Source organism: Paracoccus amoyensis, from assembly GCF_014490725.1.
In the GTDB taxonomy this organism is placed as follows: domain Bacteria; phylum Pseudomonadota; class Alphaproteobacteria; order Rhodobacterales; family Rhodobacteraceae; genus Paracoccus; species Paracoccus amoyensis.
Genome location: NZ_JACOQL010000004.1, coordinates 475,717 through 501,405 on the forward strand (window position 1 = coordinate 475,717; position 25,689 = coordinate 501,405).

General features: G+C 62.1%; 28 protein-coding genes. 6 read left to right on the top strand and 22 right to left on the bottom strand.

Annotated features, from left to right (window positions below; all coding sequences use genetic code 11):
* Positions 1–23: 23 nt before the first annotated feature.
* The 5 genes from H4P12_RS14885 to H4P12_RS14905 all read right to left on the bottom strand — a co-directional run bounded on the left by H4P12_RS14885 (position 24) and on the right by H4P12_RS14905 (position 3,785).
* Positions 24–785 (bottom strand): VOC family protein, encoded by a 762-nt coding sequence (locus H4P12_RS14885; protein WP_187794436.1) that lies wholly within the window; start codon positions 783–785, stop codon positions 24–26.
* Between the two features lie 29 nt (positions 786–814).
* Positions 815–1,225, bottom strand: a complete 411-nt coding sequence (locus H4P12_RS14890; RefSeq protein ID WP_187794437.1) for a DoxX family protein — start codon at positions 1,223–1,225, stop codon at positions 815–817.
* A gap of 112 nt (positions 1,226–1,337) precedes the next feature.
* A complete protein-coding gene (locus H4P12_RS14895) occupies positions 1,338–2,234 on the bottom strand; it encodes a LysR family transcriptional regulator (protein WP_187794438.1) in 897 nt (298 codons plus the stop codon).
* A gap of 9 nt (positions 2,235–2,243) precedes the next feature.
* Positions 2,244–2,789: an NADPH-dependent FMN reductase gene (locus tag H4P12_RS14900; RefSeq protein ID WP_187794439.1), complete on the bottom strand. Its 546-nt coding sequence runs from the start codon at positions 2,787–2,789 to the stop codon at positions 2,244–2,246.
* A gap of 54 nt (positions 2,790–2,843) precedes the next feature.
* Entirely contained in the window at positions 2,844–3,785 is a 942-nt protein-coding gene (locus H4P12_RS14905) for a ring-cleaving dioxygenase (RefSeq protein WP_187794440.1), read from the bottom strand.
* A gap of 123 nt (positions 3,786–3,908) precedes the next feature.
* On the opposite strand from H4P12_RS14905, the gene H4P12_RS14910 reads away from it, so the two are divergent.
* Genes H4P12_RS14910 through H4P12_RS14920 form a run of 3 tightly spaced genes read left to right on the top strand, consistent with a single transcriptional unit; the run spans position 3,909 to position 6,229 of the window.
* Entirely contained in the window at positions 3,909–4,808 is a 900-nt protein-coding gene (locus tag H4P12_RS14910) for a LysR family transcriptional regulator (protein WP_187794441.1), read from the top strand.
* Between the two features lie 24 nt (positions 4,809–4,832).
* A complete protein-coding gene (locus tag H4P12_RS14915; protein WP_187794442.1) occupies positions 4,833–5,018 on the top strand; it encodes a hypothetical protein in 186 nt (61 codons plus the stop codon).
* An 8-nt stretch (positions 5,019–5,026) separates the two neighbouring features.
* Positions 5,027–6,229: an alpha-hydroxy acid oxidase gene (locus H4P12_RS14920; RefSeq protein WP_187794443.1), complete on the top strand. Its 1,203-nt coding sequence runs from the start codon at positions 5,027–5,029 to the stop codon at positions 6,227–6,229.
* Here H4P12_RS14920 and H4P12_RS14925 read toward each other — a convergent pair.
* Positions 6,226–6,903: an ArsR/SmtB family transcription factor gene (locus H4P12_RS14925; protein WP_187794444.1), complete on the bottom strand. Its 678-nt coding sequence runs from the start codon at positions 6,901–6,903 to the stop codon at positions 6,226–6,228. The genes H4P12_RS14920 and H4P12_RS14925 overlap by 4 nt on opposite strands.
* Before the next feature lie 69 nt (positions 6,904–6,972).
* Between H4P12_RS14925 and H4P12_RS14930 the strand changes: the two genes are divergently transcribed.
* Both H4P12_RS14930 and H4P12_RS14935 read left to right on the top strand, forming a co-directional pair.
* Complete coding sequence (locus H4P12_RS14930) at positions 6,973–7,296, top strand: NIPSNAP family protein (RefSeq protein ID WP_187794445.1); 324 nt, start codon at positions 6,973–6,975, stop codon at positions 7,294–7,296.
* A complete protein-coding gene (locus tag H4P12_RS14935) occupies positions 7,293–7,640 on the top strand; it encodes an antibiotic biosynthesis monooxygenase (RefSeq protein WP_187794446.1) in 348 nt (115 codons plus the stop codon). The genes H4P12_RS14930 and H4P12_RS14935 overlap by 4 nt, the downstream gene beginning before the upstream one ends.
* 88 nt (positions 7,641–7,728) lie before the next feature.
* Here H4P12_RS14935 and H4P12_RS14940 read toward each other — a convergent pair whose 3' ends face one another.
* The 10 genes from H4P12_RS14940 to H4P12_RS14985 form a co-directional block, all read right to left on the bottom strand.
* Positions 7,729–8,238, bottom strand: a complete 510-nt coding sequence (locus H4P12_RS14940; RefSeq protein ID WP_187794447.1) for a glycosyltransferase family 61 protein — start codon at positions 8,236–8,238, stop codon at positions 7,729–7,731.
* A gap of 114 nt (positions 8,239–8,352) precedes the next feature.
* On the bottom strand, positions 8,353–8,997 hold the full coding sequence (locus H4P12_RS14945) for a hypothetical protein (protein ID WP_187794448.1): 645 nt from the start codon (positions 8,995–8,997) through the stop codon (positions 8,353–8,355).
* Positions 8,998–9,038: 41 nt separating this feature from the next.
* Positions 9,039–9,623: a DUF1190 domain-containing protein gene (locus H4P12_RS14950; RefSeq protein ID WP_187794449.1), complete on the bottom strand. Its 585-nt coding sequence runs from the start codon at positions 9,621–9,623 to the stop codon at positions 9,039–9,041.
* Between the two features lie 29 nt (positions 9,624–9,652).
* Positions 9,653–10,879, bottom strand: coding sequence for a glutathionylspermidine synthase family protein (locus H4P12_RS14955; RefSeq protein ID WP_187794450.1), 1,227 nt, complete (start codon positions 10,877–10,879; stop codon positions 9,653–9,655).
* Positions 10,880–10,956: 77 nt separating this feature from the next.
* Entirely contained in the window at positions 10,957–12,099 is a 1,143-nt protein-coding gene (gene nagA / locus H4P12_RS14960) for an N-acetylglucosamine-6-phosphate deacetylase (protein WP_187794451.1), read from the bottom strand.
* Positions 12,099–13,124, bottom strand: coding sequence for an SIS domain-containing protein (locus H4P12_RS14965; protein ID WP_187794452.1), 1,026 nt, complete (start codon positions 13,122–13,124; stop codon positions 12,099–12,101). Before H4P12_RS14965 ends, nagA begins: the two co-directional genes overlap by 1 nt.
* Positions 13,121–13,615: a GntR family transcriptional regulator gene (locus H4P12_RS14970; protein ID WP_187794453.1), complete on the bottom strand. Its 495-nt coding sequence runs from the start codon at positions 13,613–13,615 to the stop codon at positions 13,121–13,123. The genes H4P12_RS14965 and H4P12_RS14970 overlap by 4 nt, the downstream gene beginning before the upstream one ends.
* Complete coding sequence (locus H4P12_RS14975; RefSeq protein WP_187794454.1) at positions 13,612–14,451, bottom strand: glucosamine kinase nucleotide-binding domain-containing protein; 840 nt, start codon at positions 14,449–14,451, stop codon at positions 13,612–13,614. The genes H4P12_RS14970 and H4P12_RS14975 overlap by 4 nt, the downstream gene beginning before the upstream one ends.
* Positions 14,452–14,671: 220 nt before the next feature.
* Complete coding sequence (locus H4P12_RS14980; RefSeq protein ID WP_343069838.1) at positions 14,672–15,595, bottom strand: YcjF family protein; 924 nt, start codon at positions 15,593–15,595, stop codon at positions 14,672–14,674.
* Between the two features lie 142 nt (positions 15,596–15,737).
* On the bottom strand, positions 15,738–17,108 hold the full coding sequence (locus tag H4P12_RS14985) for a YcjX family GTP-binding protein (RefSeq protein ID WP_187794455.1): 1,371 nt from the start codon (positions 17,106–17,108) through the stop codon (positions 15,738–15,740).
* A gap of 135 nt (positions 17,109–17,243) precedes the next feature.
* Between H4P12_RS14985 and hrpB the strand changes: the two genes are divergently transcribed.
* Positions 17,244–19,661 carry an ATP-dependent helicase HrpB gene (hrpB, locus tag H4P12_RS14990; RefSeq protein ID WP_187794456.1) on the top strand — a complete coding sequence of 806 codons (2,418 nt, stop codon included), beginning with the start codon at positions 17,244–17,246 and terminating at the stop codon, positions 19,659–19,661.
* 59 nt (positions 19,662–19,720) lie between these two features.
* Here the strand turns inward: hrpB and folD are convergent, their stop codons facing one another.
* From folD to pal, 6 genes are all read right to left on the bottom strand, one after another.
* Positions 19,721–20,596 carry a bifunctional methylenetetrahydrofolate dehydrogenase/methenyltetrahydrofolate cyclohydrolase FolD gene (gene folD, locus H4P12_RS14995; protein WP_187794457.1) on the bottom strand — a complete coding sequence of 292 codons (876 nt, stop codon included), beginning with the start codon at positions 20,594–20,596 and terminating at the stop codon, positions 19,721–19,723.
* Complete coding sequence (locus tag H4P12_RS15000; protein WP_246449307.1) at positions 20,593–20,895, bottom strand: chorismate mutase; 303 nt, start codon at positions 20,893–20,895, stop codon at positions 20,593–20,595. The genes folD and H4P12_RS15000 overlap by 4 nt, the downstream gene beginning before the upstream one ends.
* 128 nt (positions 20,896–21,023) lie before the next feature.
* Positions 21,024–22,916, bottom strand: coding sequence for an ATP-dependent zinc metalloprotease FtsH (gene ftsH, locus H4P12_RS15005; protein WP_187794458.1), 1,893 nt, complete (start codon positions 22,914–22,916; stop codon positions 21,024–21,026).
* A gap of 58 nt (positions 22,917–22,974) precedes the next feature.
* Positions 22,975–24,210 (bottom strand): tRNA lysidine(34) synthetase TilS, encoded by a 1,236-nt coding sequence (gene tilS / locus H4P12_RS15010; protein ID WP_187794459.1) that lies wholly within the window; start codon positions 24,208–24,210, stop codon positions 22,975–22,977.
* 6 nt (positions 24,211–24,216) lie between these two features.
* On the bottom strand, positions 24,217–25,152 hold the full coding sequence (locus H4P12_RS15015) for a tetratricopeptide repeat protein (RefSeq protein ID WP_223115819.1): 936 nt from the start codon (positions 25,150–25,152) through the stop codon (positions 24,217–24,219).
* Complete coding sequence (gene pal / locus H4P12_RS15020; protein ID WP_187794460.1) at positions 25,149–25,685, bottom strand: peptidoglycan-associated lipoprotein Pal; 537 nt, start codon at positions 25,683–25,685, stop codon at positions 25,149–25,151. Before pal ends, H4P12_RS15015 begins: the two co-directional genes overlap by 4 nt.
* Between the last annotated feature and the right edge of the window lie 4 nt (positions 25,686–25,689).

Below are 25,689 nucleotides of genomic sequence, written 5' to 3' on the forward strand. Positions count from 1 at the left end.
CCCTCAGGACGTGGCCTCCCTGCTCACACGAATCGGAATTGCGTTCCCCAAGGGTCGCTGGAGGCGGTGCCCTGACGGGCGCTGTCGCGCACCACCACCTCGGCCAGTCCCAGCCTGTTTGCGTCGCGCGGGCCTGCGCCGCGGCTGTTCCAGACATTTCCGGCGATCTGGTGGTGATAGCCGTTCCACCCATACCAGGCGCCGCCGGGGGCGTCGTAGGTTCGGGTCAGGCCCAGATCGCCGGTAAAGAATGCATCGGCGGGGTTCAGATCACCGACTTGCAGATGGACATGGCCAACCGTGCTACCAACCGGCGCGCCGGCCCAGGGGGCTTGGGCGTCGGCCAGCAGATCGTTCAGGTCCAGCCGCCGCGTATACATTTCGATCCGGTTGCCGGTTTTGGTCCAATGATCCATCGGGCGATCCTGATAGATCTCGATGCCGTTGCCTTCGGGATCATCCAGATACAGTGCCTCGCTGACGCCGTGATCGGATGCACCGGTCAGGCGGATGCCGTTATCGGCGGCGTGACGTGTCCATGCCGCCAGATCGGCACGGGTCGGCAGCAGAAAGGCGGTGTGAAACAGCCCGGCCTGACGGGCATCGCGCGGTTTGGCAGCAGCGTCACGGCGCAGTTCCAGCAGGACCTGATCACCCGCCCCCAGACGTCGCGTTTCCGCATCGCCACCCAAGGGAGCAAGCCCAATCGCCTTTTCATAGAAATCCGCCATGCCGTTCAGATCGAAAACGGTCAGGGCAACGTGGTCGATAGTGGGTTCGGACATGGTCGTTTCCTTTTGATCGCGGGTTTCGGTCAGTCGCGGGTTGCGGCGGCGTGGCCTGCGCCAAGCAGCGCCTGGACCAGCAGGGCGATTGCCCAGAATGCGGGATATTCCCAGCCACCGCCCTCATTGGTGAAGAAGAAGCCGTTGACGCCGTGGCTGAAGATGATCGTGCCCAGCATCAGTGGGATCAGGATAAGGGAAACCAGCCGCACTTGAAAACCGATGATCAGTGCGATGGCGCCCAGAACCTCGATCGCGATGGTCACATAGGCCATGAACCCCGGCAAGCCGACGGATTGAAAGAACTGGGCCGTGCCTGCCGGTGTAAAGACCGCGATCTTCAGCCAGGCATGGGCCAGAAACAGCACGCCCAGCGTGATGCGCAGGATCAGCGCGGCAAGGCCGGGATTGTTCAGGCGGGTGTTGAGTTGGTTCAGCATGTCGTTCCTTTCAGGCCGCTATGGGCTGTTTGGGTTGTTGACATGCCATCTAGGCCAAGATGGGTTTGGCGATAATCCGTAGAGTTGGAAGACTATTATTTCCAATATGGAATTAATCGGCCCAATTGTGATCTGGTCCCCACCGAGCAAGAAGAAAGTCGATCAGCACGCGCAGCCGCGATGGCATGTGGCGGCCGGCAGGTGTGATCGCATAGACGCCAGACGGTGCGGGGCGATACGGTTTCAAAACCTCGATCAGCCGCCCGTCGTTGATCGCGGAGGCAGAGACGAAATCGGGAATATGGGCGATGCCCAGCCCGGCTGCGCAGGCAATCACGCAAGCCTCGGCATTGGAAAAACGCAACCGGCCCGGCAAATGCAGGGTGGGGTGATCCCCGCCAAAGCTCCAATCATCGGGGCGGGCGAAGTTGGTGTCGGTGATGATGTCGTGTCTTGCCAGATCCTCGGGTCTGCGCGGAACGCCGTGCATGCGCAGATAGGTCGCAGCGGCCACGAACCTGACCTGAATTTGCGCCAGTTTGCGCATCTTCAACGCGGAATCGCGCGGCTCTCCCACGCGGATTGCGGCATCAAACCCATGTTCGGCAAGGCTCATGGCGCTGTCGGTGAACTGGACATCCAGTAAAATGCCGGGATGCAGCTTGGCGAAATCGGCCAGTGCCGGAACAAGTTGCACCGTGCCGAATGTCAGCGGTGCGGTCAGGCGCAGCGTCCCTTTGGGCGTGCGGCCTGCATCGCGCAGACTGCCATCCAGATCGTCCAGCTGATCCAGAATGGCCGCGATGCGGGTGAAATAGGTCTCTCCCTCGGCTGTCAGGGCGGTGGCGCGGGTCGTGCGGTTCAGCAACCGCACGCCCAGATCGGACTCAAGCGCGGATACCAGCTTTGACGCCTGACCGGACGATACGCCAAGCTGCTGCGCCGCTGCGGCAAAGCTGCCCTGACGAACGACCTGAACGAACATGCGGTCGGCGGAAAGCCGATCCATCCTGCGGGACTACCCGTCGAAGCTGGCGGCAAAGCCCGCAATGAAATCGGCGACGGCCTGACGCGTTTTGTCGTCGGTCAGATTGCCCTGCGCGTCATACAAACCGCCCGCGCGGGACACCAGCAGCCGCCCTTCCCACCATGGCTGGGTGCGAAGCGTGCGCAGGATCGGCTCCCATGCGGCCTGTGCCATCACGGTGCCGAACCCACCCGGCGATGCGCCGGTGACGGCCACGGGTTTGCCCACGAACAATTCCAATCCGTCCTTGCGGGACATCCAGTCGATGGCGTTTTTCATGACGCCGGGAACGCTGTTGTTATATTCCGGCGTGACCAGGAGCAGGCCATCAGCCTGTGCCAGTTGCCGTTTCAGCACCTCGACTGCGGCGGGTTGACCATAGGTGGCTTCATCGTCGCCATTATACAGTGGCACATCGGCAATCGAGCCGATGACGATGTCGACGCCTGCCGGCGCAAGCTCTTGGGCGGCGCGCAGCAGACCTGAGTTGAAGGATGCGTGGCGCAGGCTGCCGCTTATACCAAGAATTGTCGTCATCAGAGGCTCCTTGAATATGTTGTCGGGGGCGCAGCGGCCCCCGATAACATTAGCTTAGTCCAGCGGTTTCAGACCAGCCTCAATCGCGGCGCGTTTCGGTTCAAGGAACGGGGGCAGGGACAGGCCTTCGCCCATCGTCGCCTCGGATTCATCGACCGCAAAGCCGGGACCGTCGGTGGCAAGTTCAAACAGGTTGCCGCCCGGTTCGCGGAAATACAACGAGCGGAAGTAATAGCGTTCAACCTCGCCCGAGTTGGGGACGCGAGCACCCTGAACCTTGCTGGCCCATTCCGTCAGCGCAGCCTTGTCGGGGACGCGGAAGGCCACGTGGTGAACCGCACCCGCGCCCTGACGTGCGACCGGCAGGCCGGGTTGCACGGCGACATGCAGTTCGGCAGCCGCGCCACCATCGCCCATGGCAAAGACGTGCACCTGTCCTTCGCCGTCCGGGCTGGCATAGTCGCGGACCTTGCGCATGTTCATGACCTGGGTCAGCACGGCCTCGGTCGGGGCCAGATCGGGAACCGAAATCGTGATCGGGCCAAGGCCGTGGATCTGATGTTCGGCCGGGACCGGGCTGCGTTCCCACGGGTGTCCCGCCGGGCTGTCGGCACCGATCAGCCGCAGGCGCTGGCCTTCGGGGTCTTCCACATCCAGCGAGGCGCGGCCGTCCAGCGTGACGATCTTGCCGGTTGAAACGCCCAGATCGCCCAGACGTCCGGCCCAGTAATCCAGGCTGTCTTCGTTGACGCGCAGACCCGTGCGGCTGATCGAATGGGTGCCGCGACGTTCACGTGCCGTCGGCCAGTCAAAGAAGGTGATGTCTGATCCGGGTGAACCTGCGCCATCTGCAAAGAACAGATGATAGGCCGAGGTGTCGTCCTGATTGACCGTCTTTTTGACCCGCCGCAACCCAAGGGTGTCTGTGTAGAAGCGGTTGTTTCCTTGTGCGTCAGCCGTGATCGCGGTCAGGTGGTGAATTCCCGTAAGTTGCATTTGGATGCTCCTTTCGAATGCTTACACCCAATATGCATGCCTTTGGTCGTTCGGGCGAGACGTTCGTGATGCAACGCCGCGTTCTGTTCTTGCGAACGGCAGCGACCTGAGTATTGTGACCTGATGAGTTGGAACATCACAGATATCGAAACCTTTCTGGCGGTTCTGGACGCGGGCAGCATTTCGGGCGCGGCGTCGCGCGCGGATTTGTCAAAATCCGTGGTCAGCAAGCGGATCAGCGATTTCGAGGCAACCCTGGGCGTGCCGCTGTTCACACGCAACGCGGGCCGCATTGCGCCGACGGACAATGCCTATGCGCTGGCTGACCGGCTGCGCCCGGCGCTGGCAGAACTGATCGCAGCGACCGAAAGCGTCAGTGGTGTCCAAACAGAACTGCGAGGCAAGCTGTCTATTGCCGCCCCGATGAGCTTTGGCATCCGGCATCTTGGCCCCGTGATCGCAGGTTTCGCCCGCGCCCACCCCGATTTGGAGATCGTGGTGGATTACGACGATCAACTGACCGACCTGGGCCGATCGGGGTTCGATGCCAGCATCCGCATCGGCTATCTGAAAGACAGCACGCTGATGGCGCGGCGTATCTGCGAAGACCCGCGGGCGCTGGTCGCCAGTCCGGCCTATCTTGCGATGCATGGCGCCATTGAACGCCCCGAGGATCTGCGCAATCACAAGGCGATTGGCTATCTGAATGCGCGGCTTAGCGATATCTGGCCGTTTGCCGATGTCGAGCCGCCCGAACAGGGTCGGATGACCGCCAATAATGGCGAGGCGATCCGCGACATGGCGATCGGCGGGCTTGGCCTTGCGCTGCTGCCGCTGTTCATTGTCCATGACGCGCTGCGCAGTGGCGACCTGGTGCGCCTTCTGCCCGATCTGCCGCAGCAACCGTTGCCGATCAGCGTCGTCTGGCCGCCCATCCGGCCCATGCCGCGCAAGACACGGTTATTCGTCGATCACGTGGCGGACGCCTTTTCAGGCGCGCCAAAATGGCGGCACGGTCTATGATGGCTGCGCATAGCGGAGATGAAGATGCTGGTTGACCCGAACGCTCCGTTTTTCAGGCACCTGTGGGTGCGTGTTCTTTGCGTCGTGCTGCCGTTGATCTGGGCCGGGGTCGAACTTTACAACGGTAACCCGTTCTGGGCGATCCTGTTTGGCGCGGCGGGGGCCTATCTGGCCTATGAGCTGTTCGTGCGACGCAATCCCGACGCGTAGGGGGCGGCATGACGGACACGCCCTCGGTCGCGATTGCAAGGCGTAAGCCAATGACCGTTCCCCGGCATCTGCGATCCGTCCTGTCGCTGGAGGATTTCGAACGTCGCGCCCGCCGCAAGCTGCCCTTGGCGATCTTTGGCTATGTCAGCGGCGGGGTCGAGCGCAACGCCAGCCTGAATGCCAACCGCGCGGCCCTTGATGCGATTTCGTTTACGCCCCGCGTGCTGCGCGATGTCTCGGTCCGCAGTCAGGCGCTGAATCTGTTGGGGCACAGCTACAAGCTTCCTTTTGCCATCGCGCCGATGGGGTTCAGCGCGCTGGCGGCTTATGACGGCGATGTGGCGCTGGCCAGGGCCGCGACCCGGATGGGCAGCTTTGCGATCTGTTCGGCGGCATCGCTGACCCCGCTGGAGCGCGTGGCCACTGAAGGCCAAAGCGGATGGTTCCAATGCTATATTCCCGGCGATCAAAGCCGCATCGCGCCGTTGCTGGAACGGTTGCTGAAAGCCGGTTTCGATACGCTGGTCGTCACGGGCGACGTGCCTGTTGCCGCCAATCGGGAAAACAACGCCCGCAACGGCTTTGACGCGCCGTTTCGCGTGACACCGCAACTGATCTGGCAGGGCATCACGCATCCACGCTGGACCATCGGCACATTGGGCCGAGAGATGTGGAGCCGTGGCATGCCGCATTTCGCGAATATGGAGGCCGTGCGGGGGCCGCCCCTGTTTTCGCGTGATCTGGTGCGGTCCACCATCGCGCGGGATCGGCTTGGCTGGCCGGATATCGACTATATCCGCGCTCGCTGGCCTGGAAAACTGCTGGTCAAAGGTATTCTGCACCCCGACGACGCCATCCGTGCGCGCAATGCAGGATGCGACGGGGTCATCCTGTCAAACCACGGTGGGCGGCAGCTTGATGGCGCAATTTCGGGGATGCAGGCGCTGCCAGCGGTTCGGGCGGCGGTGCCGGATATGGCCGTGATTGTCGATGGCGGCATCCGGCGTGGCACGGATGTGTTGAAGGCGCTGGTCATGGGCGCCGATTTCACGCTTGTCGGCCGCCCGTTTCTTTATGCCGCTGCCACCGACGGCGTGGCGGGCATATGCCACGCCATGAAGCTGCTGGCCGAGGAGGTTGACCGCGATATGGCGCTGCTGGGCGTCAACAGCATTGACCAGTTGCGGGCAGAACGCCCGGTTTCCGGCTAACCGAACAGCGCGTCGAATGCCTGCCTGCCTTGGGGCGTAAAGGTGACGATCCGCGTGTCGCGATCGCGCCGCGCCCAGCCCAGATCCTCGATCCTGCTGAGCAAGGCGCGGCCCAGACTGCCTGCCAGATGTGACCGTCGCTCGCTCCAATCCAGACAGGTGCGGCACATCGGGGTTTTTCCCTTGACCAGCTTTGGCAGGTCAATTCCGAAACCGCGCATGAAGGTTTTCCCGATGTCGGTCAGGCGCAGATCGTCACCGTCCTGGATCAGCAGGTCACGTTCGATCAGCCTGTCAAACATGCGCGTGCCGCAATCACCGGCAAGGTGGTTATAGCAAATCCGCGCCTCGCGCAGCGCCTGATTTCGTGGCCCGGTCCGGGTGCGCGTATGTCCGGCCCGAGCCGCAATGCCCATCAGCATTTCCAACACCTGCGCCACCTGTTCACTGGCAAGTGCCGCATATTTGTGCCGTCCTTGCTTGCGAAAACTCAGCAAGCCGCCCTGTTCCAATCGCGCCAGATGCGAACTGGCCGTTTGCGGGGTCACGCCGGCCTCTGCCGCCAATTCGGTGGCCGTCAGCGCCTTGCCCGACATCAGCGCGGTCAGCATATTGGCGCGGGCGGGATCGCCGATCAGGCTGGCGATGCGAGAGATGTCGGGACCGTATTTCATAGTTCGAGGGTAATCGAAGCATCGCCTTGGATCAATCTGCTATCAGCATCGCAATCAAAGGAGCGTGCCATGCTGACCTGTATCATCCGCTATCATATCGACCCGACAAAAAAGGCCGATTTCATTCGCTATGCACAAAACTGGGGGCAGGCCATCCCACGGTGCGGGGCCGACCTGATCGGCTACTATGCCCCGCATGAAGGCTCATCCACGCTGGCCTATGGCATCTATGACATTGCCAGTCTGGCGGATTACGAAGCCTATCGCGCAAGGTTGGCCACCGATCCTTTGGGCCGCGAGAACTATGACTTCGCGCAGGCGGAAAAGTTCATCTTGCGCGAAGATCGCACCTTTCTGAAACTGGCATCGAACCCGCATGGAGAGCGCCCGTGATCGCCGTTATTTTCGAAGTCTGGCCTGCGGATGGGCAGAAAAGCCACTATCTGGACATCGCCGCCGATCTGCGTCCGCTGCTGGAAGGCATCGAGGGCTTTATCTCGGTCGAGCGTTTCCAGAGCCTGACCAATCCCGAGAAAATCCTGTCGCTGTCCTTCTTTGACGATGAGGACGCGGTGAAACGCTGGCGCAATACCGCGCAGCACAGGGCGGCGCAGACCAAGGGTCGCAACGATGTTTTCGCAGATTACCATCTGCGCATCGCCCAGGTGATCCGTGACTATGGCATGACCGACCGGGATCAGGCCCCGGACGATTCACGTGCACGCCATGATGGTTGAGCGGCTGGCACCAGAAATCAGCAAACGGACACGTCACCTCCGGCTGTCTTCATTCCACAGCAAAAAGCTGCGCAAGATAGACTGACCTTCAGGATATGAGATCCAATACCCTTCCGACGGCACGGTCATTCAGATTTACGACGGGATGATAATCGCGAGTGACATATTTCAGCCGCTGGCAGAAATCCGGCGAGACAATAGAGGTGTTGAAAATTTCGATGACTTTCACCTCGGACCTGCAGAAAATCGTGTTTGCGAGTCCTGCGCCATGCGGGGCAATGATGCACGAGGCAGAAGCGAAAAGTTCCACCTGTTCTCTGACGGACAACTCTTGCGCATGGATGATCAGGAATCCGCGTTTTTCCAGTTCGCACTGCAATTGTTCTTCATAGCTGTCGGCCCGCGTCGATTTTTGCCTGGAGAGATAAAAGCGAATTTCCTTGCGCGGCATGGGAAAAGTTCGGGCAGCCATCGCGCGAAAGAACGCTGAGAGGTCGCCACTCCAATAGAACGGGTTAATGTCCGGCAGGTAGGCACAGGTGATGACCTTGTTCGCCACATGGCCGCATGGCACGAAGCGTGCAGGGTCAATATTCATCATTTCGGCAAAGACCGGCAAAAAACCAAAACGATCAACATCATAAAGAATCGGGACCGTCTCTCCGGCAAGATGCAGCTAGCGTAGCCCTGCCATCGTCTCGATCATCCCATGCTAGTAGTTGCCCGCTGAATGCGCAAAAGGCAGGATGCAGGCTTCTGGCAGTCGCCCTTCAGGTTTTCTGAGAGCGATCGAATGTGAAACTTTGGCGACTCGGGACGAACGTCGTGGGTGATAGAATCCCTCATCGGTAACGATGGTCATGTCGTCACCACCAAGCGCAGAAACCCTGCAATCGCGTTCGACGAATATGCTGCAAGCTTCGTGAAGTGCCGCCGGCTTGCAAAAGCCAGCCGTTTCCAGAAGCGACAATTCATCAGATGGGACATCACTGAATTCGTGAGTCATAACCACTGGATTTGCAGGAATTCTGGTCTCATAACGACCGCGCTCGGATTTGCGATTGAGATACGGGGGAATGCCGAGCACTGCGTTGAGCGCGCGAGCCTTCGCATAGATCACGTCGAAACGTTCTGCGGAGGTTCCGGCAGTAAGATCTTCGATGCGAAGATGCTGCTCCTCGACCGCCCTGATCAGATTTTGAGCGTTCGTTGCCCGATAATTGGTGGGCGAAAGAGTGCCCTTGGCGATGGTAAGCTGAACGATCTCCTTCGCCTTATCAACGTCGCCCGTCCTCAGTGCCGCTGAAACGGATGCAGTAAACTCAAAAGGATTAAACTCTTTATCATCAGCCGTCATAGCTTTTATCTTGTCGTTAGGTCACGGATAGAGTTCCCAGGTTAACCCCCGACACTCCGCGCGCCGGTCCGGCTGCCAAAGCCGCTGCGCGAGGTTGCCGTGGCGCGGCTCATCGGGGCTTGGCCCGCTGTCCGTGCAGGGCGCGTGAATTGTTGGCTGCTAAGCGCACCGCGACCCGTGTTCGAATTGAAGGTCGAGGTTCGGGCCGCATTGGTATAACCGCCACGGCCATTGCTATACATCGGCTGAGCGCCCGTCATGCCGCGACCGACATTGCCCAGCATGCTGCCAATCAGATAACCGGCCAGCAGCGGCATGAAGATGCTGCCTGATCCGCCATTGCTGACCTGCTGTTCTTCCGATCCGCAATTGCCTGCGCCGTGCTGTTCCTCGCACACGGCAAGGCTGTCATAGCGGGGGGCGGATTCGACGTGCAGGGCCTCGGCTTCGGCAAAGGCGGTCTTGCATTGATCGAGCGTGAACAGGCCACCACTCTTCGCTTCCGCTTCGCAAGCGGCCAGATTGGGAAATGCTTCGGCTTCGACCTGTTCATCGCGACATCCGGCGATGGCAAAGGATGCGGCGCCAAGGATGGTCAATGCGACGGTTCTGGAACGTTTTCTCATGATCTCTCCTGCGTCTTTCCTGCGGCGACTTAGTCGATAATAAAATGCGGTTTGAAGCGCGACAAATCCTGCGTGATCCGCGAACGGTCCTCTCGGATGCCCATGCCGACACAGGTGCCGCCGACGACCCAGGATCCGATGATGGGCCGAAAGCCGTCAAAATCCGGCAGCGGCGCCAGCGCCTGCACGATTCTTGGAAATTCATCATAGTCGTTATTGGGCGAAGCTTCGGTCACATCCCCGTTTTCAACGATGCTGATAGACGCACCTTCGCGCGAGAAGATCGGCTTGACGACGTGCCCGGCCTTCATTGCAGCGGCGGCGCGATCAAAGGACGCCGCGACTGCGGGAACGGCCTTTTTGCCCGCAACCAACGCATCGGCAACGTCGTCGGCGAAGAAACTGGGCAGCAGGTTCGGATGCCCCTCGAACATCTGCCACAGCACCGGCAGGATCGCCTTGTTCGACACCAGTGCCTTCCATGCGGGTTCAAGGAAAAGCGTGCCTGAATTGGCGATGTAACGGGCGTAATCCTCGCGCAGCAGGTCTTCCCACGGATACAGCTTGAACAGGGTGCCGATCACGCGGTCCTGATCGTCGACGAACTGCCCGTCTTTCGACACGCCGATCTTGTCCAGATCGGCGTAATGCGCGCCCAGATCGGCTTCACGTGCAGCCCAGCCCATCGCCTCGACCGTGGCGTAATCTTCGGGATTGCCGCCAACTGCGGTGAAATGCAGGTCGGTGCCTTTTTCGAACAGGTCGCGGAACCGCTCGACCAGGGCTTCATGGATGCCGTTGAACTGGTCGGCGCCTTCGGGCAGCACGCCAGCCGCCAACTGATCTTCCAGCCATTGCCACTGGAACGATGCGCTTTCGTAAAGCGATGTCGGCGTGTCGGCGTTATATTCCAGCAACTTGGCAGGGCCGTTGCCGTCATAGGCCAGATCAAAGCGGCCATAGATTTCCGGCTCGTTCCGGTGCCAGCTGTCGGCGACCAGATCGCGATATTCGTCGGGAATGCCCATCTGCGCGAACAGGGCATCGTTGCCAAGGATGTGATCGACCGCTTCGCGGCACATGGCATGCAGTTCGGTCGAAGGGTCCTCGATATCGTTTTCCACTTCGGCCAGTGAAAACTGATAGGCCGAGGTTTCGTCCCAATAGGGCTCACCATGCATATCGGCAAAGGTAAAGCCGACCTCTTTCGCGGTATCGCGCCAGTTTGGACGCTCGGGCAGGGTAATTTTTTGCATGGCCATCCTCAAATACACGGTCAATTCCTAAAGGGATTTGCCGCCATGGGCCAGCCGGATTTGCTTGGCTCAAGGGATTAGGCGGGCAGGGGCTGATGCCAGCCGCCATCTTGCCAGATGCCTTGCAGGTTCAGGTTGTCATCCAGCAGGATCATGTCTGCCCTGCGCCCCGACGCCAAACTGCCGACGCGGTCTCCGATACCGACCGCGCGGGCCGGTTCGCTGGTGGCCATGGCAAGCGCACGTTCCAGCGGGATGCCGACCTGTTCGACCAGAACGCGAATGGCACGGTCCATTCGAAGATCGGCCCCGGCCAGCGTCCCATCTTCCAGCGTCAGGCGGCCATCGCGGCGCAGCATCGGGCGACCGTTCAGTGGCATCCGGGTCAGATCGGTGCCGGCAAAGGCCATACAATCCGTCACCAGAACGACACCCGACGGCCGCGCGTTCAGGGCTGCTTTCATCGCCGCAGGATGCACATGGATGCCGTCGGCGATCAGACCGATGAAGCCGTCACCGGCCAGCGCCGCGCCGACCATGCCGGGATGACGATGGCCCAGTGGACTCATCGCGTTGAACAGATGTGTGGTAAAGGACGCGCCCGCAGCATGGGCCGCCAGTGCGGTGTCGAAATCGCAATCCGAATGGCCAAGGCTGACGATTGCGCCTGCGTCGGTCAAGGCCGTGATCTGTGCGTTGGTGACGGCTTCCGGCGCGACGGTGATCAGCAGGACCGGCAGATTTCGCGCGGCATGGATCAGCCGCGTCAGGTCGTCCTCATCCATCGGGCGGATCAGGTCTGGATCATGGGCCCCCTTGCGGCGCGGGTCCAGATGCGGACCTTCCAGATGCAGGCCCAGAAAGCCCGGCACATTCGCGCGGGCGGCTGCGATACCTGCGTCGATGACACGTGCCGTTGCCTTGGCCGTGTCGGTGATCAGCGTCGGCAGGATGCCCGCGCAGCCCAGCAACCGGTGCGTCGCACAGATATGGCGCAATCTTTCCACATCGGTCTGGCCGTCGACCATCAGGCCGCCGCCACCATTCACCTGAAGGTCGACAAAGCCGGGCATGATGATGCCATCAACCTTGGTGGCGCCCGACGGGGCGTCGGGCAGGGGGGCGATCGCCTCGATCAGGCCACCATTCACCACCAGCGCATGACCGTTCAGCAGGCGCTGACCATCGAAAATCCGGGCAGAGGTCAGGATCTGCCGCATCAGGTGGTTTCCGTCACTTTGCGCAGATGTGGCGGCGTGTCGGGATCGAATCCGCGACGGCGGGCCAACCCCTCGACGCAGGCGTAATAGCTGGCGATCAGGACAAGGGGCGACACCAACGGATGCAGCCCGCTGACCAGGGGCAGACGCGTGGCGCCCGCCACGTCCGCGCCGGTGATGAACACATCCGCGCCTTGTTTGGCCAGCCGTTCCGTCGTTGCGGCCACCTGCGGCAGCGCCGCGTCATCAACGCCAAGTGCCAGCACCGGAAAGTTCGCTTGCACAATGGCCGCGGGGCCGTGCAGAACCTCGGCTGCACTATAGGCTTCAGCGTGAATGCCCGAGGTTTCCTTCATCTTCAGCGCGGCCTCATGGGCGATGGCGACGCCGGGGCCGCGACCCAGAACAAAGGCATGTTCCGCATGGGCCAGACGTTCCGCCAGCGGCGACCAGTCCAGCGTAACCGCCTGCGCCAGGGCGTCGGGCAGGGCGGCGACGGCATCACGCAGGGCCATATCTTCGCGCCATTCCGCCAGCAGCGCGATACCTGCCAGCACCGAGGTCACAAAGGTCTTGGTTGCCGCCACGCTTTTCTCTTCACCCGCTTGCAGCGCAAGGCAATGGGCTGACGCTTTGGCCATTGGGCTGTCGGCGTGGTTCGTAATGGCAATGGCCAGCGCACCGTTTTCCGCGCTGGCCTGCATCATTTCGACGATGTCCGGGCTTTGGCCCGATTGCGAAATCCCGATGCAGGCCCCGCCCGCCAGACGCAGCGGACGTTTATAGATCGACGCAATGGACGGCCCGACCGAGGCGACGGGTACGCCTGCCAGCAACTCGATGACATATTTCAGGTAGGACGCCGCGTGGTCGGACGACCCGCGCGCCACGGTGGCAATGACATGCGGATCGGTCACGCGCAGGGCGCGGGCGGCATCGCGAATGGCCTGGGACGACTGATCCAGAAAACGGGCCGCGACCTGCGGAATTTCCATCACCTCGCGGGCCATGTGACTTTGGGTCATGCGCCATCCTTTATGAGTTGCGGCGCCGATGCCAATTCAACCACGACATCATCGGCATCGCCGCGATATACTGATCTTGTGAATTCAACAGCCTGACCGTTTTCCAGATAAGACACCCGCTCAATCGCCAGCGGCACCCCGTCAGAGCGGCGCACAGGTTCCGGCCGGGCGACACGGTCATTGGTGCCCGGCCCAAGGGCCATCCCCTCGGCCGGCGTGGGGGCATGGATATCGCGAGACAACCACTGGCTGCGTGCGCCCTTGCCGCGCCGCTGCACCGACTGCCCCGATGTGACCACGGCCTGAATTCCCTTGCGAATGGTGACGCGGGACGGGTCGGTCTGGGCCGCCATTTCGCGTTTAGGCGACAGGTGATCGTCGGCTTTCAGGCGACCGGTGGCAATTTCCTCGGCGATGCGGCGATGACGTTGCGGGTAAAGCGGGCCTGCCGTGCTGTCTGTAAATGCGACGGTATCGAACAGGGGGTTCATCCGCCAACTGCCATCTGTCGGGCCATTTGCAGCGCACCATCGACGCCGTCGCCCAAGGCCGGTTTAATGGACCACGCCCCTTGCAAACGTGCCGCGTAACTGGGGCCAAGACCGCCCACGAAGACGACGGGCAGGTTCTGGCCGTTTTGAAGCACGGTCAGAATATGGCGCACTTCTTTTACCGCATTGTCAAATATCTTGCAGGCTGCAGGGTCGTCCGATCCGACAACGCGCGGCGCGTAGGCCGCAAAATCTGCCGGGCTGGCGTGGTTGCCAAAAGAAATGATCCCCTCGATCCCGCCATGATCGGCCAGCACGGCCTCCAACAGGGGGGTCATCGGTGCGAAGCCGTCCGCGGCACGCATGGCGTCTGACAAAAGCTGGCGTCCCAGAACGGCACCGCTGCCTTCGTCGCCCAGCAGGAAGCCACGGCCACCGACCTGCCGCACCTCACCCGCGCATTGCACCGCGAAAACCGAACCTGTGCCAAGCGCAGCCAAGATGCCATCTTGCGTGCCAAGTGCACCTCGCGTCGCGGTGATGGCATCATTGACGATCTGGATGCGGGCAAAGGGCAACAGCGCCGCCAGTCTTTTGGTCGCCGCGGTGATCGTGCCGCCTGCCAGACCCAATGCGGCAATCAATTCGCGCGGATCCGCACCGCTGGTTTGTAATGCCTGCGCCGTCGCCGCCATGATGTTCCGGGCCGCAGCTTCGACATTGGTATTGATATTGGCAGGGCCGCCCGTTCCGCGACCCAGGATCGTGCCATCAGTCGCAACAAGGGCCGCACGGCATCCGGTGCCACCGCCGTCGATTCCCAGAAGAAATGTCATACGAGTCTCCATGCGCAATGCATGCCAAAATAGGACCAAATGAAAAGGGAAAAACGCAGCTGTTGCAGTTTCCTCGAACGGTTCCGGGTATTTCGAGGTTTTCAGAACGGTTTTTCAATTGGGATTGTTTTGGCGACGCGCCGACGGGAAATTGACCACATATCCTTGACGTCTCGACGGGACGCATCTGCCATGCTGCCGGCCGCAGACTGCCAAAGGTTCATCCCTTGTCACTCTCTCCAAACAGTCCGCGCAGACCGCGTGTCACCAGATTGCCCACTTTGGGGCGCGGTTGGGCGATGAAGGGAAGGGGGCGGCAGACCTCCATCGCGGCGATGCCGACGCGGGCCGTCAGGGCGCCGTTAACGACACCTTCGCCGAAACGACGGCTGACCTTGGCCAGAACGCCGCCGCCAGCGACCGTGTGGATCAGGTCGTCGCCAGCCGCGACCGCGCCGGTTGCGACCAGATGGGTCATCACCGTGCGCGCCAGACGCCAGCCCCCGACCGCACCGGCGCGACCACCATAGATTTCGGCCATCCTGCGGATCATGCGCAGGTTGGCCGCCAAGGCCGCTGCAACATCGGCAAGTGCCAGCGGGATCAGCGCGGTGGCGGCGGCGACGGTGCGGGACGCGGCCTCGATCTCTCGCCGGGCTTCCCGGTCCAGTGATGCAAGCAATTCAGTCTCTGCCATGGTCAACAGCGTCTGTGCGTCAAAAGCGTCGCCGCGATTATCGGACAGACGCTTGCGGTTCCATTCCAGTTCGGGGCGACGGTGATACAGCGACAGAAGCTGGTCGGTGACATGGCGCGCCTTGTCCAGATTGGCTTCCTCCAGCGCCGCACCGGCCTGTCGTTGGATCGCGTCAATCTTGGCAAAGCGCGACCATGCCCGGTATTCGCGCAAAGCCATGCCAAGCGCGGCCAGTGTGAACATCGCAAACAACGTGACCGCGATCCAGCCAAGGACCGGATAGCTGTCCAGCAGCCGGTTGATATAATCCAGCGCCGCGATGGACAGCAGAAACGTCAGCAGCGCCACGCCCGAGTTGATGAAAAAACGCGTCAGGGCAGACGGTGGACGACCCACAAGACGCGTCACCATTTCCATCGTGCGGGGGCGGGGAAGGGCCGGGTTCACCTCATCGATCGTCGGGGCATCGGCGGGACTGGGCTGGCCGGTATGCTCGCGTGCTTCCTGATACGGGGCCTGCCCGGCTCGGATGAGGCGGTGTCGTCGATCTCGATCAGGATGGGGCCGCGTCTGCGGTTGTTGTCTTCGGTCACAGGCGGTCTCCGATCAGGAATTCAGCGGCGCGGTCCAGCCGGATATGGGGCGGACCTTCGCCTGCACGCAGGGTCATCGGGGCGGGTTCGAAATTCATGATGGAATAATCGCCGTTCAGCCATTTTTCCGCCCCTGATCGTGCCGGATGCAGCAACTCGGCCGGATCGGCTGGCAACTCTCCGGGGTAGAGGGCGGCAACACGGCCATCGGCCAGACGGCCACGCACAGCGGGCAAATCCTCGCCATCCTTGTGGATCACGTCTTCGGTCGTGGCACGCAAGGCGGCAATTGACATGGCCTCGGTCCGTGCGCCGGAAAAATCGGCGCGGTCCCGCGCTTCGCGCAGCATGGCCGAGACGATAGCCGTCAGCCGGTTGTGCTGGACATGGTTCAGGTGGTCGGCCTTGGTCGCGGCAAACAGGATGCGTTCCACCCGCCGCGTCCCTAAAAGCTGGCCCAGCCAACCTGCACGGCCGGGTCGGAATGCGGTCAGAATATCGGCCATGGCGCGGCGCATATCCTCGACCGCTTGCGGGCCTTGATGGATGGCGCCCAAGGCATCGACCAGCACGATCTGACGGTCGATCTTGGCGAAATGTTCCCGAAAGAAAGGCTTTACGACCCGCGACTTATAGGCGTCGAAGCGACGGCGGAATTCCTTGTAAAGCCGACTGCCCGACAGATCGGCGGGTAACGGGGCAAAGGTCAGGGCAGGCGACCCGGCCATTTCGCCCGGAATCAGAAAGCGGCCGGGTGTGCAATCAGACCAGCCCGCCTCGCGCGCGGCATGCAGATGCGCGGTATAGGTTTCGGCCAGCGTCTGGGCCGTCGGTTCGTCAAAGCCGGGGTTGCTGCCCTGCGCGGCCACGGCGGACATGAACGCCTCCGCACCGGGGCGGTTCTGCATCCGGTCCAGCACCTCGGCCGACCATTCGCTGAAATCTTTTTCCATCAGGCGCAGATCCAGCAGCCATTCGCCCGGATAATCCACGATATCCAGATGGACCGTCTGCGGACCGCGGAGCCCGGACAGCAGCCCCTGACGTTCGACCCGCAGCGACAGGCGTAATTGGCTGACATGGCGGGTGCCATCGGGCCAATGCGCATCCGGCCCGGTCAAGGTCGCCAGATAGCGCTCATAGTCAAAACGCGGCACGGTATCGTCGGGCTGAGGTTGCAGCCATGCGGCCTTCAACGAGCCATCGGCAGCCGCCCGCAGCGCGTGCATCCGTCCGCGATCCATCAGGTTCGCCACAAGCGAGGTGATGAACACGGTCTTGCCTGCCCGCGAAAGGCCGGTCACACCCAGGCGGATCACCGGGTCCGCAAGGCCGAACCCCTGCATCAAATCGCTGCCGATACCCATTCTGTCCCCATTCCTACCTGTCTGCGACTAAAAACGCCGTCAGGCTTAAATAGTTCGTATTTTACGAAGTTGTAGCAGCAATCCGACAGATGTCCTGTCGTTGCGCCGGAGAGGGCTTCCGGTTTAAGTCGCTGCATGACCGACAGATTGCCCATCGAAGATGCCATTCCTGACTTGCGGGACGCCTTGGCGCGTCATGGCCGGGCCGTACTGGTTGCGCCGCCGGGGGCGGGCAAGACGACACGGGTGCCGCTGGCGCTGATGGACCAGATCAAAGGCCGCATTGTCATGTTGGAGCCGCGCAGACTGGCCGCGCGGGCGGCGGCAACGCGGATGGCGGCCACGCTGGGCGAAGCGGTGGGCAAGCGTGTCGGCTATCGCATCCGGGGCGAATCCGTTCCGGGCACCCGGATCGAGGTCGTCACCGAGGGGATCTTGACCCGGATGATCCAGTCCGATCCGTCGCTGGATGGAATTGGTTGCGTCATATTCGACGAATTTCATGAACGCAGCCTGAATGCCGATCTGGGGCTGGCACTGGTTTGGGAAGCGCGGGGCGCATTGCGCGATGATCTGGTGCTGCTGGTCATGTCGGCCACATTGGATGCGGAACCCGTTGCGGCGCTGCTGGATGCCGCGCCGATTGTGCGGGCCGAGGGGCGGGCATTCCCGGTCGAGACCCGCTATCTGGATCGTCCCTTGCCCGCCGGCTTTCGCCTGGTGGATGAGGCGGCCCGCCTGATCGCGCATGCCGAGGCCGAAACAAGAGAGACGGGCGGCTCGCTGCTGGCATTTCTGCCGGGCGAGGGGGAAATTCACCGCGTTATGGCGAAACTTGGCGCGACGGGGTGCGAGGTATTGCCGCTTTACGGCGCATTGGAGGCCAAGGCGCAGCAAGCGGCGCTGTCGCCGCCGGGGGACAGGCGGCGAATCGTGCTGGCGACCTCGATCGCGGAGACATCCTTGACCATCCCGAATGTGCGGGTCGTGGTCGATGCCGGGCGCGCCCGGGGGGCGCGGTTTGATCCGGGCAGCGGGATGTCCCGGCTGGTGACAGAGCGCGTCAGCCGGGCCGAGGCGGATCAGCGTCGGGGGCGTGCCGGTCGCGTTGCGCCGGGCATTTGCTATCGCATGTGGGCGCTGACCGAGGAGGGCGCATTGCCCAGTTTCGCACCGCCCGAAATCATGGTGGCCGATCTGGCTGCACTGGCGCTAGAGCTGGCAAATTGGGGGGCTGCGCCTGCCGATCTGGCCTTCTTGACCCCCCCGCCCGATGCCGCAATGGCCGAGGCGCGGGAGCTGTTGCAGGGGGTGCAGGCGTTGGATGGGCAAGGGCGGATAACCGATCACGGGCGGGCGCTGGCGCATTTGCCACTGCATCCGCGGATTGGGCATATGCTGATAAGCGCAGGACGTGATGCGGCAGAGCTGGCCGCGCTGCTGTCGGACCGCGATCCGCTGCGGGGCGCACCGATTGATCTGACGCTAAGGTTACAGGCGATCCGCGATCCGAAAGCTTATGCCGCGCGGCATCCATGGGAAGCAAACCGCGGCACCATTCAGCGATTGCGGGACGAAGCCAACCGCCTGCGTCGCATGACGGTGGATGCGCGGGAATTGTCACCGGGCGCGATGGCGGCGTTGGCCTATCCCGACAGGATCGGCCTGCGGCGCAAGGGGGATGATCCGCGTTATGTGCTTTCGGGCGGCAAGGGCGCGATCATGGATGCGGCCGATCCGCTGGCCCGTCAACGGCTGATCGTCGCGCTGGATCTGGACGGCGACACGCGAGAGGCGCGGGTCCGGCTGGCTGCGCCACTGGATGAAACGGATCTGCGGGTGATCTATGGTGACCGCATCGAAACGCTGCGGATCTGCGAATGGTCTCGCCGCGAAGGCCGCGTGATGGCGCGAGAGCAAGAGCGGCTGGGCGCGTTGATCCTGTCGGATCGTGTCTGGTCCGACGTGCCGGAGGACGACATTGCAAAGGCCGCGTTGGAAGGTTTGCGCCAGGAAGGGTTGCCATGGACGCGTGCGACGTCCCGGTTGCGCGCGCGGATCGCGTTGCTGGATGAATTGGGACCAAGCGATGATGCCAGCCTTTTGGCTGATGGCGAATGGCTGCTGCCGTGGTTGGGCCGGGTTCGCAATTTGGCCGATCTGCGCGCGCTGGATCTGACCGAGCCGCTGAAGGCCAAGATCGGCTGGGCTGGGCAGCAGATGTTGGATCAACAGGTGCCTGCACATTTCGTGACGCCCTTGGGACGAAAGGTGGCGATTGATTACGACCATGAGACGCCCTCGATCGAGTTGCGCTTGCAGGAACTGTTTGGCGTCACCCGTCATCCGGTTGTGGGCGGCAGGCCGTTGCGGATCAGTCTGCTGTCACCGGGCGGAAAGCCGGTGCAGGTAACGATGGATCTGCCGGGGTTCTGGGCCTCATCCTATGCTGACGTGCGCAAGGATATGCGCGGACGCTATCCGCGCCATCCCTGGCCGGAAGACCCGACCGAGGCCGATCCGACAACGCGGGCCAAGCCACGCGGGACATAAGGGGCGCTGCCCCCGCCGCCTTTCGGCGGCTCCCCCGGGGTATTTGGACAAAGAAGAAATTACGGGGTCAGGCCTTCGGGATCGGGCAGGCCGTAGACGCGGGCGGTCGCAGTCAGGGTATTTGCCAGCAGGCAGGCGATGGTCATCGGGCCGACGCCGCCGGGAACGGGGGTAATCGCGCCCGCGATTTCCTTTGCAGCGTCGAAATCGACATCACCGACAAGGCCATCATCGGTGCGGTTGATGCCCACGTCGATCACCGTCGCGCCGGGCTTGATCCAGTCGCCCTGAACCATTCGGGGGTGGCCCACGGCGGCGACCAGGATGTCGGCCTGTCGGCAGAGTTCCGGCAGGTTGTCGGTCCGGGAATGGGCAATGGTAACGGTTGCGCTGTCGCGCAGCAGAAGCTGTGCCATCGGCTTGCCCACGATGTTCGAGCGGCCGATGATCACCGCGCGTTTGCCCGAAAGGCTGCCCAAGTGATCGCGCAGCATCATCAGGCAGCCCAGTGGCGTGCAGGGCACCATGGCTTTCTGCCCGGTTGCCAACAGGCCGACATTCAACACGTTAAAGCCATCCACATCCTTGGCCGGGTCGATGGCGTTGATGACCAGGGCTTCGTCCATGTGTTTCGGCAGCGGAAGCTGGACAAGGATGCCGTTGACCGCTGGATCCTCGTTCAGCTGGTCGATCAGCGCCAGCAATGCGTCTTGTGGCGTATCGGCAGGCAGTTTGTGTTCATAGGAGTTCATTCCGACTTCGCGGGTCATTCTGCCCTTGGAGCGGACATAGACCTGACTGGCGGGATCTTCACCGACCAGCACCACGGCCAGCCCGGGGACAATGCCCTGATCCTTCAGCCCGGCGACTTCGGTCGCGATGCGGGTGCGCAGGTTGGCGGCGAAGGCTTTGCCATCAATCAGGGTGGCGGTCATTCACGGTCTCCGTTCAGGTGGCGGTCTTCCTGGGCAATCGCTGCTTCGATCAACTGACGCCAGATATCTTCGATCAGGTCGGCATCCAGCCCCGCAGTGGCGGCATGTCGGCGCGCATTTGCGACCACCTGTTCAACGCGGGTGTCGATGCGGGCGGGCCAGCCGATATTGGATTTGATCTGAGCGGCGCGGTCGATCAGCGCGTGGCGTTCCGCCAGAAGGCCGATCAGTTTCTTGTCCAGCGCGTCGATATGGGCGCGCAACGTCGCCATGTCGTTGATCTGGTCTGTCTGGGTCATCGCGAACCTTCGCTTTGTTGGCCCGCACATGCACCCAAACGGACGTAAGACGCAAGGGCAGCGCAGCCGGCAGCGCAAAGAAAAACCCCGGCCTTCGGGGGCCGGGGTTCGTTTCTGTCACCTGTCGATCAAGCCGGAGCGGGGTCGCCGCCTTGTGAATTTGGCTTGCCGACTTTCGGGATCGCCGTGACCGACGGGATCGAGCTGCCGGGCGTATCATCATCGCCGCCCAAAGCTTCACCCCGGATAACCTTGCCGATCTCTTCGCCCGTCAGGGTTTCATATTCCAGCAAACCCTGAGCCAGACGTTCAAATTCGACGTCCTTTTCGATCAGGATACGACGGGCTTCTTGATAGCCTTCCTCGATCAGATCGCGAACTTCCTGTTCGATCAGTTCTTTGGTCGCGGCCGAGACCGAGAAGCCGCCAGTGCTGCCGTTATATCCTTCATGCGCTTCGGCATAGTCAACGGCGCCGACCTTGTCGGACATTCCCCACCTCATCACCATGGCGCGGGCCAATGCGGATGCCTGCTGAATATCGCCCGCAGGACCATTCGAGACGCCTTCTTCACCGTATTTGATGATTTCGGCGGCTTTGCCGGCCATGGTCATGGCGATTTTCTGCTTCGCTTCGTCCTTGTGGAAGTTCAGCCGATCCATTTCCGGCAGGCTGACCACCATGCCAAGCGCACCACCACGTGGGATGATCGTGGCTTTATAGACCGGGTCGGTTTTGGGCAGGGACAAGCCGACAACGGCGTGGCCAGCCTCGTGATAGGCGGTTTTTTCCTTCTGCTCGGGGGTCAGGACCAGACTGCGGCGTTCGACGCCCAGCATGACCTTGTCCTTCGCGTTCTCGAAATCTTCCATGCTGACGAAACGGCGACCGATGCGGGCAGCCATCAGAGCGGCCTCGTTGACCAGGTTCATCAGATCGGCACCGGAAAAGCCGGGCGTGCCGCGCGCGATGATGCGCAGATCGACATCGGGACCGACCGGAACCTTGCGGGCGTGAACCGACAGGATCTTTTCGCGGCCTTTGATATCCGGGTTAGGGACGTGGATCTGACGGTCAAAACGGCCCGGACGCAGCAGGGCAGGGTCCAGAACGTCCTTGCGGTTGGTTGCGGCGACGATGATGATGCCTTCATTGGCTTCAAAACCGTCCATTTCGACCAGCAACTGGTTCAGCGTCTGTTCGCGTTCGTCATTGCCACCGCCGATGCCGACACCGCGGGCACGGCCAACGGCGTCGATTTCGTCGATGAACAGAATACAGGGCGCAGATTTCTTGGCTTGTTCAAACATGTCGCGGACGCGGCTTGCGCCGACACCGACGAACATTTCCACAAAATCCGAACCCGAGATGGTGAAGAAGGGCACGCCAGCCTCACCCGCGATGGCGCGGGCCAGAAGGGTCTTGCCGGTGCCCGGAGGGCCGACCAACAGCGCACCTTTCGGGATCTTGCCGCCAAGACGGCTGAACTTCTGCGGATTGCGCAGGAATTCGACGATTTCTTCCAGCTCTTCCTTGGCCTCGTCGATGCCCGCAACATCGTCAAATGTCACGCGGCCATGCTTTTCGGTCAACAGTTTGGCCCGCGACTTGCCAAAGCCCATCGCGCCGCCTTTGCCGCCGCCCTGCATGCGGTTCATGAAGAAGATCCAGACCCCGATCAGCAGGATGAAGGGCAACCAGACGCCCAGCATCGACATCAGTCCCGATTGCTGCTGCTTGACGACCTTGACGTCGACATTCTTGCCGATCAGCCGATCCGCGATTTCTTCACCCTGTGGACGGACGGTGATGTATTGATTGCCGTCTGCGCCGGTGAAGGTGATGTCCTCACCGTCAATGGTGGCGGCGCTGACCTGATCGCTGTCAACGCGTTCGATGAAATCGGAATAGCTGACCTGTCGACTGTTCATCGAGGCAGTCCCGTCGCTGAACAAATTGAACAGCGCAAGAATCATCAGGAACAGGACGGCCCAGAAGGCCAGATTGCGTGCGTTGCCCAAAAGAGGCTCCTCCGGCGGAATATGGTTTGAGGTGAAAATAGGGATTATCCGCGCAGGTTCAATGCGCCATGACCATCCTGCGGAAATCTGCCGCATCGCGAAGGGGGAAAATTTCGATGGATGGGTGTGGTCGCAGCAACGGGGCGGCGATCAACTGGTCGCCTTCCCAGACGGCAGGGCTGGCCGCAGCTTCGTCCCGTGGCAGGCCGGATTGTCGCCATTTTGCCTGTGTCAGGGTCTGTGTTCCCAGTGCCGCGACGTGTTGGCCAGAGGACAGTCCATTGATTTTCCAGCGATTATCCCATGTCCCGTGCCGGGAATGGGGCGCGCGAAGTGCTGCCGCCGGCTCTCGGGCGATGCGAATGCCATCGGCTGATGGTTCAATCAAGGCGCCATCCAGCGTGACGCGGTTGCCCGCATTGATCGCTTGCAGCGCGTGCAGGATTGTATTTCGACGCGGTGGATAATCTGCCCCCGTCACCCATCGGCAGGATGCCACGATCAGACGTCGGCGGATCTCTTGCGGGGCATTGGAAAAGGACTGGCGCGACAGAATCAGCCGCCCACGGGAAATGATCGCGTCTTTGGACGCCAAGGACGCATAATGGGACAGGGCATCCCGCGCCTCTCCGATATGATTGGCGGCGCGGGCCAATGCGGTCACGTCCAGCCCAAGGGCCATGATCGCCTTGCGGATGCGCACGCGGTCGAAGTTTTCGTTTTCATTGCTGGGGTCGTCCAGCCATGCAATTGCGCGTCGACGCAGCCAGTCGCGCAGCTCTGCCCGCTGGACATTCAGCATCGGGCGCAGCCAGCGCGTGCCAAAGGCATCACGCCATTCGGACATCGACGCCAGCCCATCGATTCCGGGCCCGCGGCCCAGCCGCATCAGCAGCGTTTCCGCCTGATCGTCAGCGGTATGGCCCAAAAGAACCAATGGCAGGTCATTGCGCTGTGCCCAAGCGGACAGCAACCGCAGCCGCGCATCCCGCGCCCGTGCCATCAGGTTGCCTGCGTCCGTTTCGCGCTGCCATAGCAGCGTCGCATGTGGCAGGCCAAGGCTGGTGGCCCAGCGATGAACCTGTTTTGCTTCATCTGCGCTGCCGTCTCGCAGCCCGTGATCAACCGTCGCCACCATGACCTTGCGGCCAGCGGCCCAGTCGCGGGCAATGTGCATCAGAGCGATCGAATCGCCTCCGCCGGACACGGCAACGCCGATGGCGGGTGCATCGCCCGCCAGACGATCCAGTGCCGCGCGAACGCGAACAGCAGGGTCAGGGGGCACGGTCGGCATCAGGCGTCAATTATGTTCGGCCAGATCTGCCGCAGATTCCGGATCGATTGCACCGGAATTGATCTCGCCCGATGCTGGGTCAAGCGGCTGGCCGTCCTGAGGCATGCTCAGATCGTTGCTGCCACAGGCCAGACGACTCATCCGGGTTTCAGCCTCGCCTGCGGCGGAACTGCCGGGAAAGCGGGCCGGAATTTCGGCCAGATACAGGCAGGCCGCTGTCGGATCACCATTGTCAGCGATTACGCGTGCAATCCCCAACAGGCTTTCAGGCGCGCGTGGGCCATCGGGATCGGCAGCGAACCCTTCCAGCCACGCTGCGGCGGCGGCTTTGGAATCGCCCGCGCTGTCCAACGATGCGCCGCGCAGGAACAGCGCTTCCGCCGTCAGCGGACCACCCGCGTGGGTTTCCGCGACCGCCCCGAACATTTCGGCAGCGCGACGGAAATCACCCCCGGCCATCATTTTGGCGGCGGCATCGAAATCGGCCTGCTCGGACGCGGTTGCGGCCTTGCCGTTACCCGGTTGCGGCGCAATGACCGGGCGCGTGCCACCAGCGACTGGCCCCCCCAGATCCTGCGTTGTCAAAGCGGCCAGATCGCAGGCTTCATCCATTTCGCACAGGCGGAACTCGATATCGGCGACGCGCCGCGTGCCGTCCTGCACGATGCGGGAAATCCGGTTCTGCAACTGTTCGGTTCGATCGGTGACGCGGGCAAGCTGTTGTTCGATATTGTTCATGCGGTCGATGGCAGCATCGCCACCGGCGGCCTGATAGCCAGCCGCACCAGAGGCAATCAACTCTCGTCGCAGCCCCTGCACGTCGGCACGCAGCGCGTCCAGTTGCACGCGCAGATCGGCCAGCGTCGGTTCTTGTGCCGCCGCCATGCCGGGCAGGACCATCAGCGCGGCAAGTGAGGCGGCGGCAATGGTCCGTCTGATCATGAACCGGCCCCGCCTTCGCTGACCATGGTCACGGCGCGTCGGTTCTTGGCATAGCATGCTTCGTCCGAGCAGACTTCCAGCGGGCGTTCCTTGCCAAAGCTCAGCGTGCGGATGCGGCCAGCCTCGACCCCTTGCGCGACCAGGTATTCCTGAACGGCGCTGGCGCGGCGGGCGCCAAGCGCAAGGTTATATTCGCGCGTGCCGGTTTCTTCCGCATGACCCTGCACCACAGCCGAGAAATTGCCATGCTGTTTCAGCCAGTCGGCCTGGCGCGTCAGGACAGACCGTGCATCGCCGGTCAATGTGGTCTGATTCGCGGCAAACAGCACGGTATTACCAACCTGATCGGTGAAATACTGGGCCGTCGCTTCTGACCCAAGGGTGCCGCCAGCAAGGTTCCCCTGATATACCGCCCCGGCTCCCATATTCGCATAGGGATCAATCACTTGCTGCGTGGCGGGCGGTGCAGGTTGGGCGCAGGCGGCCAGACCAAGCAGGCAGATGGCAGAGGCTGACTTCATCCAGATTTTCATCGCG